Genomic DNA, 16,037 nt, shown 5'->3' with positions numbered 1-16,037 from the left:
CGCCATGATGACCGGCACAGACAGAGGGCTTCTCGCCCGCGCAGCGACCTGGCTGCTGATTGGCGCAGGAAGCCTTACCATTGCCACGGCCTGGGGGTTCCAGCTGATTGGCGGATATGTGCCCTGCAAGCTCTGCCTCGAGCAGCGGGTGCCATATTACGTCGGGTTGCCGCTGGCGCTCCTGTCGCTGCTTGCCTTGCTTGCTCGCCGGTACGGCCTTGCAACGGCGTTGTTGCTTCTCGTGGCAGTGGTCTTTGCCTATGGTGCCGGATTGGGGGCTTATCAGGCCGGGGCGGAGTGGCAGTTCTGGGCCGGTCCCTCCGATTGTGGCGGTGGCTCGGCGGCGCCAACCTCGGCGGCCAACATGCTTCAGGCCCTGCAGACGACCCGTGTCGTCTCCTGCACCGAAGCGAGCTGGCGCATGCTGGGCTTGTCCTTTGCCGGCTGGAACGCCATTGCCTCCGCCGGGCTTGGCCTGCTGGCGCTTGGTGCTGCAGTCTTTGCCCGCAAAGCCGGTAAACCTGCCTAGAACAGGAGACAGGGCATGGGAGAACGGGAACGGCGGGAGAAGGCGCGGGCGGAAGACGCACGCAAGGCCATCGACCGGGTCAACGCGGAGAGCGAAACGATCCTCGGATCTTCGACGCGGCGCATGGCCACAAGGGCGCGGGACCATCTGGGTGGAGCGGACAAGGACCAGAGTGACCGTATCGAGGTCTGGGGCACGCGGATCGGCCGTTCGCTCGGGCTCATCGTTGCGGCGGGTCTTCTCATCTATCTCGCCGCTACCTATCTGGGATGAGCGGTCGATGGCCGCCGCGTGCCAACAGGTGACCTGAGACGTTGAGTGACAAAATTTCCCTCTGGTCCGGCCTCAGTGCTCCGGACCTTGCCACGTTCGAGGCCATCGCCGCCGAGGCCTACGCCGGGCTGCCCGACGCGTTCCGCGCCCTGTGCCGCGACCTTGTCATCAGCATCGAGGATTTTCCGACTGATGAGATGCTGCAGAGCGTCGAGCTGGAGGATCCGTTCGAACTGCTCGGCCTGTTCCAGGGCGCTGGCATGCCGGAGACAGGGGGCGCGTTCTTCACCGGCCAGGAACCGAACCGGATCTGGTTGTTCCGCCGTCCGATCCTCGACTACTGGGCCGACTATGAGGAAAGCCTTGGCGATGTGATCGCGCACGTCCTCATCCATGAGATCGGCCATCACTTCGGCCTGTCCGACGAGGACATGGAAGCACTCGAGGCCGCGGCGGACTGACCGCGCGGCCTCGATAAATGTCAGGCGCTGAGAGCGATTACTTGGCTTCTTCGGCCTTGGCGCGCTCGATCGCTTCAAGGATCATCTTGCGGGCGACGTCCGGGCCTTCGATGCCCGTCACCTTCACCCACTTGCCGGGCTCCAGATCCTTGTAGTGCTCGAAGAAGTGCTTGATCTGGGCAATGGTGATGTCCGGCAGGTCATCAACCGACTGCACCTTGTCATAGCGCTTGGTCAGCTTCGAGCTGGGCACGGCGATGATCTTCTCATCCATCCCGCCTTCGTCTTCCATCATCAGCACGCCGATCGGGCGGCAGCTCATGATGGCACCCGGCACGATCGGACGCTGATTGGCAACGATCACGTCAATCGGATCGCCGTCGCCGCACAGGGTGTGCGGAACAAAGCCGTAGTTCCCCGGGTAACGCATCGGCGTGTACAGGAAGCGGTCGACATACATCGCGCCTGCGGCCTTATCCATCTCATACTTGATCGGCTCGCCACCGACGGAGACTTCGATGATGACGTTGATCTCTTCCGGCGGGTTCTTGCCAATCGGCACGGCATCAATACGCATGGGATTGCTCCTTGAGTTGGTGCGCAGGTCTATTGCAGCCCGCGTTGCCGCGCGCAAGGGGCAAGTGCTGCGTTGCAACGAAAAGCCTATGTGCCGGATGAGCAGAGGATGAAATCTGGGGCGGCAGGGCCGGGCAGTCAGCCGGCCCGGGCAGGCCAGCAGTAAACCAGAAGCTCAAGCTTGCGCCCCCCTGTGCTGTGCCAGGTCCGGTTCGCCAGCTTGCCGCCCATGGCCCGGTAGAAGCCGCAGGCAGGCGTGTTCTCGCCCAGAACCCTCACGGCCAGCCCTGCCATGCGCTTGGCCTCGAGATTGGCTCTCGTGGCCTCGAACAACTGCCGGCCGAAGCCCAGACCCTGATAGTGGGGGTGGAGATAGAGTTCATAGATCTCGCCACCCGACGCCAGGCCGCGCATCCGGCAGGGGCCGGAGGTGGCGTAGCCGGCAACTTCTCCGCTGACTTCCAGGAGGTCGATGCTGACGCCACGGGACAGGGCATCCGCCCACCAGCGCGGAGAGCGGTTGGTGACCAGCCGTTCGAGGTCGAGGCCGTCCAGAAGGCCGCGATAGGCACCACGCCAAGCGGCGGCATGAACGTCAGCAAGGGCTGCTGCATCCGTTTGTCGGGCCGGACGGGTTTCGACGAGCTGGGTTCTCATGGGGAGATGATACAGAAGCGGCTGGAACTCGCAAAAGGAACCTTGCGTCAGGACACTTCAGCCGGGCGTTTTTCCGTGGCGCGCAGGCTCTCCGGCTTCGGCACGGGCTTGCCTCGGGTGCGGACATGGGGCGGGATCGGACTGCGAACATGAAAAGGGCCGGCGACAAGGCCGGCCCTTCAGGTGCCCCGCCCGCGCACGCGAGCACTTTTGTCCGGATTGGTCTGAGCCTCGGGGGGCTGGGGGGCTGATGCGTACCGAGGACCAGTCCTGTCCGAACCGAACGGGGATGATGAAAATATGGGAGGTCAATTTGGCCGGTGCAGGGCCCAAATAAGGCAAAAGCAAGATTTTTGAGCGGGTGGAACGGTTTGACGGCTAGGCTTGACGAGGGTTGCCAAGGTCTTGCCAAGGTCTTGCTGGGCAGGGCATCATGACAGGCACGTGACATGCGCCTTGTGGGATCGGGAACCTACCCGCAAGGTCGTGGAGATCCCGACGGGCGACTGCGCCCGGCAGCAGGAGGCGTCATGAACGAGTGCGATACCGAAGCATCCGAACGCAGTGGCGAGCGGACCAGTGCCATCCCGCTCGCCGTGTCCCCGGCGCCTCCCGCCCGCCCGATCGTTGCCTTCGATCGACGCGAACTTGACCAGATCCTGAGACTTTACGGGCGAATGGTGGCCGATGGCGAATGGCGCGATTACGCCATCGACCTCTTGAAGGACAAGGCCGTCTTTTCCGTCTTCCGCCGCTCCAGTGAAATGCCGCTGTACCGGATCGAGAAAGATCCGAAGCTTGCCCGGCGCCAGGGAGCCTACAGCGTCATTGCCTCCGGTGGCATGATCCTCAAGCGCGGCCACGAATTGGCCTCCGTGCTCAAGGTTCTGGACAAGAAGAAGCATCTGAGACTTGTCGACGCGTGAGTTTGCCTGCCGGGCGGTTCATGGCCGCGCCTGCGGTTGTGAGTCGTGTGCGGGATGACGAAAAGGGCTTGTCTAAAGCAAGAGGCCCGTGCGTTATCTGGGCCTAAGCTTCTTGACAAACCCCGACCTCATCGAAGTCATCCCGGCCAAGCGCAGCGCCGAGCCGGGACCGGAGGGTCGAGGCGTCAATGTATCGATCAGTGAACCCTAGAGAGACCATGGCTCTCCGGTCCCGGATCTCCGCTCCGCTTCGCCCGGGATGACAAAAAAGACTTTTCAAAAGCAAAAGGCCCGGGGCATTGCCCGGGCCTTTGTTTTTCCGTTTGATCCTGCCGCTTATTCGCGGTTGCCGAAGAGCTGCAGCAGCATGAGGAAGAGGTTGATGAAGTCGAGGTACAGACGCAGGGCGCCCATGATCGACTTCTTGGCAGCCACTTCGCTGTCATCGCCAGCGTAGTACATTTCCTTGATCTGCTGGGTGTCGTAAGCGGTGAGGCCAGCGAAGACCAGCACGCCGATGACCGAGATCGCGAACTGCATGGCCGACGAGGCCAGGAAGATGTTGACGATCGAAGCCAGCACGATGCCGATCAGGCCCATGAACAGGAACGAACCCCAGGCCGACAGGTCCTTCTTGGTGGTGTAGCCGAAGAGGCTGAGCGCACCGAAGGACACGGCGGTGATGAAGAACACGCGCGCGATGGAGCCGCCGGTGTAGACTAGGAAGATTGACGACAGCGACACACCCATCAGAGCGGCATAGACCCAGAAGGTGATCTGCGCGGTGGACGCGCTCATCGACTGGATGCGGAAGCTCAGGAACATCACCATGCCGAGCGGTGCCAGCATCACGACCCACTGCAGCGGGCTGCCATAGAGGAGCACGCCAAGCTGCGTCAGGAGTGTGTCACCCATCTGTCCCGCAGCCTGGGACGGATCCTGGGTAACGGCAAAATTCGCGATGCCAAGGGCGAACAGGCCGGTGATGGCCAGGCCGATGGTCATGTAGTTGTACACGCCCAGCATGTAGGAGCGCAGGCCCTGGTCAATGCCGGCATCGGCGTAGCGGCCGGCGACCGCGTAGGGCGTCTGGTTGTTCCGGTCGAACGACGACATGTAACTTATCCCCTTTTGGCAACGTGGAGGCGGAGGCCTCCAAACTCGTTTGCCATGGAATATGGGAAAAATACGTTACTTGAACAAGACGGTCCTTACGAAAAAACCATTACAGATTGTCCATGTGCGCCGATGCTCCGGGCTCAGAGGTTCCTGAGCACCGGGGCGGGCTTCTTACCAAGGACCCGCCATGTGCCGATCAGGCCAAAACCGACCGTCAGGACGAGGGCTCCGAACACGGCGCCTGCGGCTGTGGCCGGCAGCAAGGTGAAACTGCCGCCCATGATCCCGGTGATGACATACCAGGCCGCAGCGGCCCCTGCGGCCAGCGCGAAGAGGGCGGTTGCGAGGCCGAGAATGGCGTATTCCAGCGCATAGGCGAAGATCAGCCTGGCTCGCGTTGCGCCGAGCGTCTTCAGGATCACCGCGTCATAGATGCGGCTGCGATTGCCGGCTGCCAGTGCGCCGGCAAGGACGAGCACACTGGCGATCAGCGTGATTGAAGAGGCGGAGCGGATCGCCAGTGCAAGCTGCTCTACAATCGAGTTCACCTGCGACAGGGCGTCCTTCACCCGGATCGTCGTGACGGTCGGAAAGGCGGAGGACACTGACTTCAGCAGGGACAGCTCCCGCTCGGTGCTGACATCGGGATCCCAGGTGACGGTCATGAGATGCGCATGCGGCGCGCCGGCGAAAGTGTTGGGCGAGAACACCATGACGAAATTGATTGCAAGGCTCTGCCATTCGACGGTGCGCGTGTTGGCCAGCCGCGCCGTGATTTCACGCCCGAGGACGTTGACGCTGATGGGTTGTCCGATCTTGAGCCCCAGGCCCGCTGCCAGTTCGGCGTCGAAGGAAACGAGCGGTTCACCGCTGTAGTCCGCGCTCCACCACTGTCCCTCCACGAGCTTGGAATTGGCGGGGAGGGTGGCCTCATAGGTGATGCCCCGGTCGCCGCGCAGCACCCAGGCGGCGTCAGGCGTGGCAGCGACCTGATCAGAGGGGACCCCGTTCACTTTCGTCAGGCGTCCGCGCAGCATGGGGACGCTCTGGATCTTGCCGTCCGCCGCTTCCTGCCGAAGCAGGGCTTCGAAGGCGTCCCGTTCGCCGCTCTGGATGTCGATGAAGAAGAAACTCGGGGCTTTTTCGGCAAGGGTCGCGTTGAGTTCACGGCGCAGGTTGCCATCGATCAGGGCGAGGGCGACCAGCAAAGTCAGGCCGAGACCGAGCGACAGCACCACCGAGGGGGTCAGCGCACCGGGCCGATGGATGTTGGCAATCGCCAGCCGCAGGGCGGTGGAGCGGACCATCGGGGCCCGGCGGGCCAGCATCATGATGCCGCGCGCCACCGCGATCAGCAGAAGGAACGAGGCCGCTGACGCGCCGACGTAAACCAGGGCGATGCGCTTGTCATGGGCCAGGAGGATTGCGATCGCGGCAAGGCTGAGGGCTGCACCAGCGGTGGCCAGCAGATAGCGGCGGCGCGGCTGGCTGCGCCTTGCATCGACCTGATCCCGAAATAGCGCCGTCGGAGGAATGTCATGGGCGCGGCCCAGCGGCCAGAGGGCGAATGCGAGAGCCGTCAGGAAACCGTAGAGAAGGCCGAGGCCCAGTTCCACCGGGTAGACCGACATGGCCAGCTGGATCGGCAATACGCCGGCAAGCGCGGCGCCGGCGACAAAGGGCAGGATCGCGCCGATCACAAGCCCGATGCCGATGCCGATGGCGGCGATCAGCATCACCTGGATCAGGTAGATCGAGAACACCAGGTTGCCGGTTGCCCCGAGGCACTTGAAGCTGGCGATGACCTCGCGCTTGGTCTCCAGAAAGGCTCGCACCGCATTGGCAACACCAACACCGCCGACGACAAGAGCCGTCAGGCCGACGAGGGAGAGGAACTGCGAGAAACGTTCGATGTTTCGCTGCAGGCCCGGCGCTGAATTGGCGCGGGACTGGATGCGCCAGCCGGCGTCGGGGAACTTCGCCCGCGCCTCGCTCATTTGCGCGCGGGTGGCCTCATCGGACGTGCCGGGGGCAAGCCGGACACGGTAGGACCAGTTCACCAGGCTGCCGGGCTGCACCAGTCCGGTTGCGGGCAGGGCGCTGTCCGACAGCAGGAGGCGCGGACCGAACTCGAGCCCTTCGGACAGCTTGTCGGGCTCGCTGGCGATAATGCCGGTGACACGAACCATGCTGCGGCCAAGCGACATGCTGTCGCCGACTGTTATTCCGAGCCGGGCCAGCAGCGAGGCATCGGCGAGGGCACCGGGCACCCCATCAGGTCCAGCCGCCAGCTTGTCGTCCAGGGTCCCGCCGCCTTCTACCGAGAATGTTCCGTACAGCGGATAGCTGCCGTCGACGGCCTTCAGTTCAACAAGGGCCTGATCGCTGCCGTCCGGCTTGCGGGCCATGGCGCGCAGGGTGGCGACGCGGGAGGTCGGGCCGAGGCTTTCGATATAGGCGCGCTCACTGGCATCGGCCTCGCGGTGGATCAGCCGGAACGCGATGTCGCCGCCCAGGATGGTCTGGCCTTCGCCCTCGATCCCATCGGTCATGGCGCGGGACACCGAGGTGACGCCCGAGATGGCGGCGACGCCAAGGGCAATGCAGGCGATGAAGATGTAGAAGCCCTTAAGGCCGCCCCGCAGTTCCCTGAGGGCGAAACGCAAGGCCAGCCGCAGTCCGCCGGCCGTTGCCTGAGCAGGAACGAAGGCGCTCATGCCGGTTGCCTCGCGGGCTGGGGCGACCCGGCCTGCTCGCTCTCGATCTCGCCGGAGCGCAGACGCACCACCCGGTCGCAGCGTTCGGCCAGGGCAGGGTCATGGGTGACGAGCACCAGTGTCGTGTTGTGCCGGGTTCTTGCGGCGAACATCAGGTCGATGATCTGTTCGCCGGTCGCAGCGTCCAGGTTTCCGGTCGGTTCATCGGCAATGAGGATGGCCGGCTCGACGACCAGCGCCCGGGCGACGGCAACGCGCTGTTGCTCGCCGCCGGACATCTGTGCCGGATAGTGGCTGAGGCGATGGCCAAGGCCGACCGCTTCCAGTTCGGCGCGGGCCTTGTCGAAGGCCTGCCGGTCGCCCGCCAGTTCCAGCGGCACGGCCACATTCTCCAGCGCCGTCATGTTCGGCACGAGGTGAAACGACTGGAAGATGATGCCGACGTTGCGGCCACGGAAGCGCGCGAGCTGGTCCTCGCCCATCGGTGTCAGGTCAGTTCCGGCAACCTCGACGGTGCCCCGGTCCGCACGCTCCAGCCCGGCCATGACCATCAGCAATGTTGACTTGCCGGAGCCGGACGGCCCGACGAGACCGACGGAGGTTCCGGTCTGGATGTCGAGGCTGATGCCCTTGAGGATGTGGACCCGTCCGGCGCCCTCGCCAAGGGTCAGGTGAACGTCCTTGAGAGTGATGGCTGGTCCAGACGTCATGGTCATCCCTATATAGTACGTGTGCCAAGGGCATCGTGCGCCAGCATATGGGGCCAAATCAGGGAGCGATCCAGACCGCCATGCGTTTGTTCTTGTATCTGATTGTGACAGCGGCGACGGCTTTCCTGCCGTCCGCAGCCTTTGCCCAAAGCGGCGCGCCCGCCGCCGGCGGCGGCGAAGCCGTGGAAATCGTGGTTCTCGGCGACAGTCTTTCGGCCGGCTATCTGCTGCCGCCGAATGAAGCGTTTCCAAGCCAGCTGGAGCAGGCCCTGCGCGAAAAGGGCTATAACATTTCCGTGATGAATGCCGGAGTTTCAGGTGATACGTCCTCCGGCGGGCTGTCCCGTCTCGACTGGTCCGTGCCGCCGACGGCGGATGCGGTGATCGTCGAACTGGGGGCAAATGATGCCCTGCGGGGGATCGATCCGGTCGCCACGCGGGCCAACCTCGAGGCCATTGTCGCGCGGCTGACGTCGCGCGGTGTAAAGGTTCTGGTTGCCGGCATGCTGGCACCACGCAATCTGGGCGAGGAGTATGCCAGCGGTTTTGACCCGATCTTCCCCGAGATCGCCGCAGCTCATGGTGCGCTGCTGTATCCGTTTTTCCTCGATGGGGTCGCCATGGATCCGAAACTCAATCTTGCGGACGGCATGCATCCGACCGGTGAGGGGGTTTCGGTGATCGTTGCCCGTATGCTACCGCTTGTCGAGGAGTTGATCGCGCGGACCCGGTAAGCCGCCGGTCCGCTTCCCTTCCTTCTCCCGCGCGCATGTTCCGACCGACTGGATCTGCCCGCCCTCTTTCCAGACCTGATCAGGACACACCGATGGATCTTCGCCGTCTCGGTCGCACGGATGTTGCGGTCAGCAAAATCTGCCTTGGAACCATGACCTTCGGCGAGCAGAACACCGAAGCGGAGGGTCATGCCCAGCTTGACCGTGCCTTTGCTGCCGGCGTCAATTTCCTCGATGCTGCCGAGCTTTACCCGATTCCGCCGCGCCCCGAGACGCAAGGGCGCACCGAGCGCATCATTGGCACCTGGCTTAAGGCGCGGGGCCTGCGCGACCAGGTGATCGTTGCGACCAAGGTGGTGGGTCGTTCCGAGATGACGCATTTCCGCAAGGATGGCTCGGAAGGCCGGCTGACTGCACGCCAGATCAACGAGGCGGTCGATCGCAGCCTGATCAATCTGCAGACCGATTACATCGACCTCTACCAGGTCCACTGGCCGGATCGGAACGTGTCCGGGTTCGGCTCCAATCCGACCCGCTGGGCTGATCCGGAACCGGTTGCCGATGAGACGCCGATCGAGGAGACGCTGGAGGCGCTGACGGGGCTGGTCAAGGCGGGCAAGGTCCGCCATCTCGGGCTGTCAAACGAGAGCCCCTGGGGGACGATGTCCTATCTGCGGGCGGCGGAACTGCACGGTCTGTCCCGCGTCGTGTCGATTCAGAACGCCTATAACCTCGTCAACCGTACCTTTGAAAGTGGACTGGCGGAGGTTGCCTTGCGCGAGGATGTCGGGCTTCTGGCCTATTCCGCACTGGGGCAGGGCTATCTCACCGGCAAATACCGCGATGGTGCCTTGCCGGCAGGATCACGCAAGGCCCTGTTCAACCGGCTGCAGCGGTATGAGAAGCCGGGCGGTGAAGCCGCGATCAATGCCTATGTCGATCTTGCCCGGGACGCTGGCCTCGATCCCTCCCAGATGGCAATTGCCTTTGCTCTGTCGCGCAGCTTCATGACCAGCGTCATCATCGGCGCGACCAGCATGGCACAGCTGGACGTGGCGCTTGGAGCGGCGGATTTGTCGCTGCCCGAAGATGTCTTGGCCCGGATCGACGCGTTGCACCAGTTGCACGGCAATCCCTGTCCATAAGCCATTGCGCCAGTCGGCAGCCCTCGTCCCGTCAACCGGGCTGGGCTGCCTTCCTGCCGCTTCGGGATCTGCTGCCTCACGGCAAGAGCCGAATCAATTTGACGTCGGCCTTTCGTGATTTTGGGATCCTGCAGGGACTGGGCGAAGAAAGTCGGCGTGATTTCAAACCCTTGCGATTTCTCTTGCGCACTGCGGCAAGATGCGGACTGAATGATCGTGTCAGCGACAGCGGAGGATCCGCCCGATGCCGCGCTTGTTTACGGGTCTTGAACTGCCCGCCCAGACAGGCCTACACCTGTCCATGCTCCGTGGTGGCCTCAAAGGCAGCCGCTGGATCGATCCTGAAAACTATCACATTACCCTGCGTTTCATTGGCGACATCGACGACCGCACGGCGGACGAGGTGGCTGATGCGCTGTCACGCGTGCGCCGCGATCCGGTCGAGATCCGGCTCTGCGGGCTCGGGTCTTTCGGCAACGGCAAGCCGCACGCCGTCTGGGCCAGGGTGCAGCCAACGCCGCAGCTGGCCGAGCTGCAGGCCGAACAGGAGCGTATCCTGCAACGGCTTGGCCTGGCACCGGAGCGACGCAAATACATGCCGCATGTCACCATTGCCCGCTGCAAGACGGCGAGCAACGAGGACGTGGCGCGCTGGCTGATGGAGCGGGGTGACTTTCAGGCGCCGCCGTTCAAGGCGGGCCGGTTCGTCCTGTTCTCGTCACGCGCGAGCGTCGGCGGCGGGCCCTACCTGGTCGAGGAGGCCTTTCCGCTCGCGGCCTGACGGGCTATGCATCAGCCATCAATGCGGAAGCGAACAGGGTGTGATGCGATGGTAAGCGGTTCGGGTTTTGCCCTGCAGGCAGTGCGGATCGTACTTGGGTTCATTCTCGGCCTTCTCGGCGCGGGCGTGTTTCTCGCCTGGGGCTTCTTCCAGTCCTTGACCGCAGACAGCGAGCCGGGAATGGCTTTTGCCGTTATTGCGACAGGCTTTGTTTCCTCGGCGCTGATCGGGGCGCTGGCGTTTGTTCCGGCGTGTCTGGCCATCGTGCTGGCGGAAAGTTTTCGCTGGCGCAGCGCCGTCTATCACATCGCCATCGGCGGGCTGATTGCCTTCGCGATCTGGGGGCTTGGGGAAAGCGATGCCGCGTTGGCAAGCAGCACAGAGAGCCTGCGCCCCGGGACAACCATTGCTCTGGCCGCCGGGTTCGTTGCCGGTGCGGTTTACTGGCTCGTGGCAGGACGCCTGTCCGGGACTTGGCATAGCCCCGGACAGGGTGCCTGACAGGCTGGTCAGAGCGTCTGCTTGTCCTTCAGCGCCGCTTTTGCGGCTTCCCGGTGTTCGGGCCGCATATGCGTGCCGACCATGGCCAGGGCGCCGAGCAGGATCGTTGCGTCATCGCCGAAGCCGATGCCGACGATGAAATCGGGCACCATGTCAAAAGGCAGGACGAAATAGGCAAGTGCCGCCAGCACCGTTGCACGCACCTTGACCGGTGTTGCCGGGTCCATCGCGCAGTAATAGCCGGCGATGACATCCTCGACGAACGGCACCTGCCGCGCAGCCCGCCTGGCCGTCGCCAGCAGGCGCTGACGCAGGCTGCGGATCTTCTGCTCCTCGCTGCCTAGGTCCGGACCAAGGATTTCCGGGTCGAAGCCCATATCATTCACGCCTGCGGTCATGACGGTTCCTCCTGGTTTTGCCCGGTTCGGCGATCCTGCCGTCCGGCATCTTGATGCAGCATATGGGAGACCCGTACCGGCTTCGCAACGGACCTCAGATTTTCCCGCCGAGCCTGCGCGCCTTCTCCATCCAGCTTAGCCGCTTTTCAGGCGATGAACCGCGCAAGGGCGCGAATGTATGAAAGCGGACCGGTTTGAAGCCGCAGAACCCCAGAATCTGGCTTTTCATGGCCCGGTATCCACCCGCGCGCAGCACAAGATATAGCCACCAGACCGGCGTGTCAGCCGCCACCAGTACCTCGGCACTGCGGCCTTTCAGCAGTTGGGCCGGGAAAGGGCTGTTGTCCTGGTATTTGAACGCAAAGCCTGGCAGTAGCGTGCGGTCGAAGAGACCCTTGAGCTTGGCCGGCATCATGCCCCACCATAGCGGATGGGCGATGACAAAATGATTGCACCAGGTCAGCGCGTCCTGGAAGGCAACGAGATCCGGTTCGAGCGGCTGGATGCTGTTGTAGCCTTCAGCAAGGTTGGGATCGAATTGCATGGCGCCAAGGTTCAGGACGCGGATCTCATGCCCGCTTGCCCTTGCCCCATCGGCATAGGCATCGGCAAGAGCGGCAGTGAAACTGCTGTTTCCAGGATGACCACTCAATACGAGGATCCGTTTGCTCATAATTCATCTCCAGTTTGCTCGGACGGGTCAGGTCCGGAGTGGGGGCTGTCATTTATTGACCGTGGTCAAGATTGCTAGATGATATTGTGACCGCGGTCAATAAATAGAGGCGTGGGGCGGGCCCCCACGGAGAGCGAATGGCGGGAAAGCCGCAGCAACGGACACTGGCGACACGGCGCCGGATCCTCGAGGCCGCCAGCCGCCTGATCATCGGGCAAGGGTTTGATGCTACCAGCGTTGATGTGATTGCAAGCGAGGCCGGTGTCGCCAAGGCAACGGTCTTTGCGCATTTCGCCGACAAGGCCAGCCTGTTGATCGCGTTGCACCTGGAGCAGCTTGAAAACCTGAGTGCGGCGATGGAGGCGGAGGTAGTGGCGCTGGCACAGGACCCGGCCAGGAAATCAGCCAGCATCGAAATGGCACGATTGCTGGCGCCTTGGCTCGCGCTTTACCGGGAGAACCCGGAGTTTGCGCGGTTGTTTCTGGTCCAGTCGACGTTGAAAGACGGGCCCTATACCCGGCAATTCCTCGATGCCTGTTTCGGTATGGAGGCAAAGGTGATGCGGGGGCTTTCAATTCTCTCGGACCGGAATGCTCTCAGGCCGGAAGCAGATATCGCCGTACTGACTCAAGGTGTTCTTGCCTTTTATTATCATGTAAGTGTTGGATACAATTTGTATCACGTCTCTACTGCAGCTGAGCAGTCTGCCTTGATGCAAGGTTTGCTTGAAGCTTTGCTGGAACGGGCTGCATAAGATCTGTGATGGAAGGTGGAACGCTTTTCCGCTTTTCAGTGCGACAGTATCTCTGACCGAATGGCCGATCAGCGACACCTTGACGCGCGGCGCCTTTCCTGAAAGGTTACAGGCGCAACGAATTTGCGCCTGGGAGGGAATTCACATGCGACTGAAGGCGAACACCCTGCGTGCGGGATTGATTTCCGCTGTTCTGACGATGGCGTTCGGCATGGCCACCGCGCATGCGGAAACGGAACTCGTTCTGTCGTCCTGGCTGCCGCCAAAACATCCGCTGGTCGAAAATGCAATCAAGCCGTGGGCTGCCGAGGTCGAGCAGGCGACTGAAGGCCGGGTGAAGATCCGCGTCCTTGCAAAGCCGCTCGGCGCGCCGCCGGCGCATTTCGACATGGCCAAGGATGGCGTGGCCGATATTACCTACGGTCTGCATTCTTTCACCAATGACGATCGCTTCCTGCGCTCGCGTGTCGGCCAGTTCTCGTTCCTCGGCAATGATGCCGTGACCGTCTCGCGGGCCTATTGGGAAGTTTACACCGGGGATCTGGATGCGGCCGGCGAACACAAGGGCACCAAGCTGCTCTCGGTGTTCGCGCATGGTCCGGGCATGATCCACAACAACAAGATCAAGATCGAGAAGCCCGAGGACTTCAAGGGGCTGAAGCTGCGCACGCCGGGTGGATATATTGCCGACCTGATGCAGGACGTGGGCGTGACCACCCAGTTCATGGGACCGGGCGAAGTCTATGAAAAGCTGTCGCGCGGTGTCATCGACGGCGTGACCTTCCCGATGGAAGCGCTGCAGGCCTTCAAGCTCTCCGATCACCTTTCCTACACGATGGCGGTTCCCGGCGGGATCTATAACACCTCCTGGTTCCTCGTGATCAACGAAGCCAAGTGGAACAGCCTGAGTGACGCCGACCGCGCGGCCATCGAGATCATCTCCGGTCCGGCCTTTGCCGAACGGGCCGGCAAGGTCTGGGATGAAGCGGATGCCGGCGGGGCCGATCTGCTGGCTTCCAGCAAGATCGAACTGCATTCGGCCAATGCGGCGGTCATGGATGCCATCAAGGCAAGTGCCGCCAAGTATGAGGCCGCCTGGGCGGCTCAGGTCAGCCAACAGGGCCTTGACGGTAAGGCTGCGCTTGAGAAGATGCGTCAGATCTCTGGCGTTTCCTACTAAAACGGGCGTCCAATGGTTCACCAATCTGCTGCGGTCCGGCGTTCGCGCCGGACCTTTTCCGCCATGCTCGAACTCGTGCTGACCGGGACTGCCGGCGCAATGCTGCTTGCGCTGACGCTGGTCACCTGCATCGACGTGGTGGCGCGCTACTGGTTCAACCGGCCTCTGGCCGGTGCCTATGAGCTGACGGAAGTTCTTCTATCCGCTCTGATCTTTGTCGCGCTGCCGGTAACCACCGCCCGGCGGGAGCATGTCGATGTGGACCTTGTCGAGATGTTTGCGGGCAAGCCCTTGCGTGCCTTCATGCATCGTCTTGCGGATCTCCTCTGCGGTCTTGTCCTCGGGCTGTTTGCCTGGCGTGTGTTTGTGCATGCCGTGAGCCTGCAAAACGACGGGGCGGTCACGGACTCCTTGTCCCTGCCGCTGGCGCCGCTCGGGTATCTGGCGGCAGCCGCCTGCGCCGTGAGCAGCCTGATCTGCCTGTTGCGTCTGCGCCTGCCCTATCAATCCTGACGGAATTGCCATGACAGCCTCTCTCATCGGCTTTGCCGTTCTGCTTGCTCTCATCTTCCTGCGTGTCCCCGTCGCCTTTGCCATGGCCCTGGTGGGCATGGCGGGCTTTGCGCTGATGCGCGGCTTCGACGCCTCCATGTCGATGACCGGCACCCTGGTCTTCGATGCCGGGCTTGCCTATTCGCTGTCGGTGGTGCCGCTGTTCATCTTCATGGGCAATGTGCTGGCACGATCCGGGGTGAGCCATGGGCTGTTCGCGGCAGCAAACCTTGCCACCGGACGCATGCGGGGCGGCCTGGCGATGGCCTCGATCCTGGCTTGCGGCGGCTTTTCCGCCGTCTGCGGCTCGTCGCTTGCGACGGCCGCCACCATGTCCAAGGTGGCCATGCCGTCCATGCGCCAGTATGGCTATGCCGACAGCCTTGCAGCCGGATCCATTGCCGCCGGCGGCACGCTCGGCATCCTCATCCCGCCGAGCGTGATCCTGATCATCTATGGTCTGTTGACAGAAACGGACATCGGCAAACTGTTCGTTGCCGGGGTTGTTCCCGGCGTGATGGGCCTCGTGTTCTATCTGCTCGCTGTTCAACTGGCGGTCTGGATCAAGCCGGAACTGGCGCCGTCGGGCTCCAAGCCAGTGCCCCTGACGCGCCGGGATGCGCTTGGGGTTGTGGCCTTGCTGCTGCTCTTTGCGATCATCATGGGCGGCATCTACGGCGGGTTCTTCACGCCGACCGAGGCGGCCGGCATTGGAGCCGGGGCGGCGATCCCGCTGTCAGCGCTGTTTGGAAATCTCACCGGCAAAGCGCTGCTCGAGGCCATCGGCGAAAGCATCCGGGCGACGGCGATGATCTTCGCGCTGATCATCGGAGCGGAGATTTTCACCAATTTCATCAGCTTTGCCGGCTTGCCGGATGCGCTGGCCGAGTTCGTCTCGGGCCTCGATATCAGTCCCTGGCTCGTCATCCTGGCGATTATCGCGATCTATCTCCTGCTCGGCTGCGTGCTGGAGAGCCTGTCAATGGTGCTGCTGACGGTCCCGGTGTTCTATCCGATGGTTGCCGGTCTCGACTTTGGACCCGGGCTCCTGTCCGATCCCGAACTGGTGTTGATCTGGTTTGCCATCGTGGTGGTGGTTGTCACGGAGATCAGCCTGATCACGCCGCCTGTGGGGCTGAATGTGTTTGTCCTGCGCAGTGTGCTCGAGGATGTATCGCTGCAGACGATCTTCCGGGGGGTTACTCCGTTCTGGATCATGGACATCCTGCGCCTGGCGCTGCTGACTGGCGTTCCAATGATTTCGCTCTGGCTGGTCATGGCCATGAACTGAAAAAGCCGCCGCTGGGGTCCAGCGGCGGCCTGAGTTGCGCCTTGGCGCGGGGGTAAAGC

Annotated in this window: 19 protein-coding genes; 12 read left to right on the top strand and 7 right to left on the bottom strand. The window is 62.9% G+C overall.

Annotated elements, in window-relative coordinates:
- Nucleotides 1-4 precede the first annotated feature (4 nt).
- From ACTIFE_RS16560 to ACTIFE_RS16550, 3 genes are read left to right on the top strand one after another with little or no spacing between them, the layout of a single operon-like run.
- Nucleotides 5-529, top strand: a complete 525-nt coding sequence (locus ACTIFE_RS16560; protein ID WP_439530274.1) for a disulfide bond formation protein B — start codon at nt 5-7, stop codon at nt 527-529.
- Nucleotides 530-544: 15 nt separating this feature from the next.
- Entirely contained in the window at nt 545-802 is a 258-nt protein-coding gene (locus tag ACTIFE_RS16555; RefSeq protein ID WP_439530273.1) for a hypothetical protein, read from the top strand.
- A 41-nt stretch (nt 803-843) separates the two neighbouring features.
- Entirely contained in the window at nt 844-1,263 is a 420-nt protein-coding gene (locus ACTIFE_RS16550) for a metallopeptidase family protein (protein WP_439530272.1), read from the top strand.
- A gap of 37 nt (nt 1,264-1,300) precedes the next feature.
- Here the strand turns inward: ACTIFE_RS16550 and ppa are convergent, their stop codons facing one another.
- A complete protein-coding gene (gene ppa / locus ACTIFE_RS16545) occupies nt 1,301-1,840 on the bottom strand; it encodes an inorganic diphosphatase (RefSeq protein WP_439530271.1) in 540 nt (179 codons plus the stop codon).
- Between the two features lie 137 nt (nt 1,841-1,977).
- Nucleotides 1,978-2,496: a GNAT family N-acetyltransferase gene (locus tag ACTIFE_RS16540; protein ID WP_439530270.1), complete on the bottom strand. Its 519-nt coding sequence runs from the start codon at nt 2,494-2,496 to the stop codon at nt 1,978-1,980.
- Nucleotides 2,497-3,026: 530 nt separating this feature from the next.
- On the opposite strand from ACTIFE_RS16540, the gene ACTIFE_RS16535 reads away from it, so the two are divergent.
- Nucleotides 3,027-3,422: a DUF2794 domain-containing protein gene (locus ACTIFE_RS16535; RefSeq protein WP_439530269.1), complete on the top strand. Its 396-nt coding sequence runs from the start codon at nt 3,027-3,029 to the stop codon at nt 3,420-3,422.
- Nucleotides 3,423-3,758: 336 nt separating this feature from the next.
- On the opposite strand, the gene ACTIFE_RS16530 is transcribed toward ACTIFE_RS16535, so the two are convergent.
- From ACTIFE_RS16530 to ACTIFE_RS16520, 3 genes are all read right to left on the bottom strand, one after another.
- The gene (locus ACTIFE_RS16530; protein ID WP_439530268.1) at nt 3,759-4,538 is read right to left on the bottom strand and encodes a Bax inhibitor-1/YccA family protein; all 780 of its coding nucleotides are present in this window, start codon (nt 4,536-4,538) and stop codon (nt 3,759-3,761) included.
- A gap of 143 nt (nt 4,539-4,681) precedes the next feature.
- Nucleotides 4,682-7,258 (bottom strand): ABC transporter permease, encoded by a 2,577-nt coding sequence (locus ACTIFE_RS16525; protein WP_439530267.1) that lies wholly within the window; start codon nt 7,256-7,258, stop codon nt 4,682-4,684.
- Nucleotides 7,255-7,968: an ABC transporter ATP-binding protein gene (locus ACTIFE_RS16520; protein ID WP_439530266.1), complete on the bottom strand. Its 714-nt coding sequence runs from the start codon at nt 7,966-7,968 to the stop codon at nt 7,255-7,257. The genes ACTIFE_RS16525 and ACTIFE_RS16520 overlap by 4 nt, the downstream gene beginning before the upstream one ends.
- An 80-nt stretch (nt 7,969-8,048) precedes the next feature.
- Here ACTIFE_RS16520 and ACTIFE_RS16515 point away from each other — a divergent pair, with 80 nt between their 5' ends.
- From ACTIFE_RS16515 to ACTIFE_RS16500, 4 genes are all read left to right on the top strand, one after another.
- Nucleotides 8,049-8,702 carry an arylesterase gene (locus ACTIFE_RS16515; RefSeq protein WP_439530265.1) on the top strand — a complete coding sequence of 218 codons (654 nt, stop codon included), beginning with the start codon at nt 8,049-8,051 and terminating at the stop codon, nt 8,700-8,702.
- 92 nt (nt 8,703-8,794) lie between these two features.
- Nucleotides 8,795-9,847: an aldo/keto reductase gene (locus ACTIFE_RS16510; RefSeq protein WP_439530264.1), complete on the top strand. Its 1,053-nt coding sequence runs from the start codon at nt 8,795-8,797 to the stop codon at nt 9,845-9,847.
- 244 nt (nt 9,848-10,091) lie between these two features.
- Nucleotides 10,092-10,628, top strand: a complete 537-nt coding sequence (gene thpR, locus ACTIFE_RS16505) for an RNA 2',3'-cyclic phosphodiesterase (protein WP_439530263.1) — start codon at nt 10,092-10,094, stop codon at nt 10,626-10,628.
- A gap of 48 nt (nt 10,629-10,676) precedes the next feature.
- Nucleotides 10,677-11,129, top strand: a complete 453-nt coding sequence (locus tag ACTIFE_RS16500; RefSeq protein ID WP_439530262.1) for a translation initiation factor IF-3 — start codon at nt 10,677-10,679, stop codon at nt 11,127-11,129.
- Nucleotides 11,130-11,137: 8 nt separating this feature from the next.
- Here the strand turns inward: ACTIFE_RS16500 and ACTIFE_RS16495 are convergent, their stop codons facing one another.
- Together ACTIFE_RS16495 and ACTIFE_RS16490 are read right to left on the bottom strand one after the other, a co-directional pair.
- Nucleotides 11,138-11,527, bottom strand: coding sequence for a YkvA family protein (locus ACTIFE_RS16495; RefSeq protein ID WP_439530261.1), 390 nt, complete (start codon nt 11,525-11,527; stop codon nt 11,138-11,140).
- Nucleotides 11,528-11,621: 94 nt separating this feature from the next.
- A complete protein-coding gene (locus ACTIFE_RS16490) occupies nt 11,622-12,200 on the bottom strand; it encodes an NAD(P)H-dependent oxidoreductase (protein ID WP_439530260.1) in 579 nt (192 codons plus the stop codon).
- A 137-nt stretch (nt 12,201-12,337) separates the two neighbouring features.
- Here ACTIFE_RS16490 and ACTIFE_RS16485 point away from each other — a divergent pair, with 137 nt between their 5' ends.
- The 4 genes from ACTIFE_RS16485 (at nt 12,338) to ACTIFE_RS16470 (ending at nt 15,978) form a co-directional block, all read left to right on the top strand.
- Nucleotides 12,338-12,955 (top strand): TetR/AcrR family transcriptional regulator, encoded by a 618-nt coding sequence (locus ACTIFE_RS16485; RefSeq protein ID WP_439530259.1) that lies wholly within the window; start codon nt 12,338-12,340, stop codon nt 12,953-12,955.
- Between the two features lie 145 nt (nt 12,956-13,100).
- A complete protein-coding gene (locus ACTIFE_RS16480; RefSeq protein WP_439530258.1) occupies nt 13,101-14,135 on the top strand; it encodes a TRAP transporter substrate-binding protein in 1,035 nt (344 codons plus the stop codon).
- Between the two features lie 63 nt (nt 14,136-14,198).
- Nucleotides 14,199-14,648: a TRAP transporter small permease gene (locus ACTIFE_RS16475; protein ID WP_439530257.1), complete on the top strand. Its 450-nt coding sequence runs from the start codon at nt 14,199-14,201 to the stop codon at nt 14,646-14,648.
- Nucleotides 14,649-14,658: 10 nt separating this feature from the next.
- Nucleotides 14,659-15,978, top strand: coding sequence for a TRAP transporter large permease (locus ACTIFE_RS16470; RefSeq protein ID WP_439530256.1), 1,320 nt, complete (start codon nt 14,659-14,661; stop codon nt 15,976-15,978).
- Nucleotides 15,979-16,037: the final 59 nt, after the last annotated feature.

The sequence above is a fragment of the Pannonibacter sp. genome (genome assembly GCF_051860505.1).
GTDB lineage: Bacteria > Pseudomonadota > Alphaproteobacteria > Rhizobiales > Stappiaceae > Pannonibacter.
Note: the sequence above shows the minus strand (reverse complement) of the source record. Positions and strands in the feature narration are given on the sequence as shown.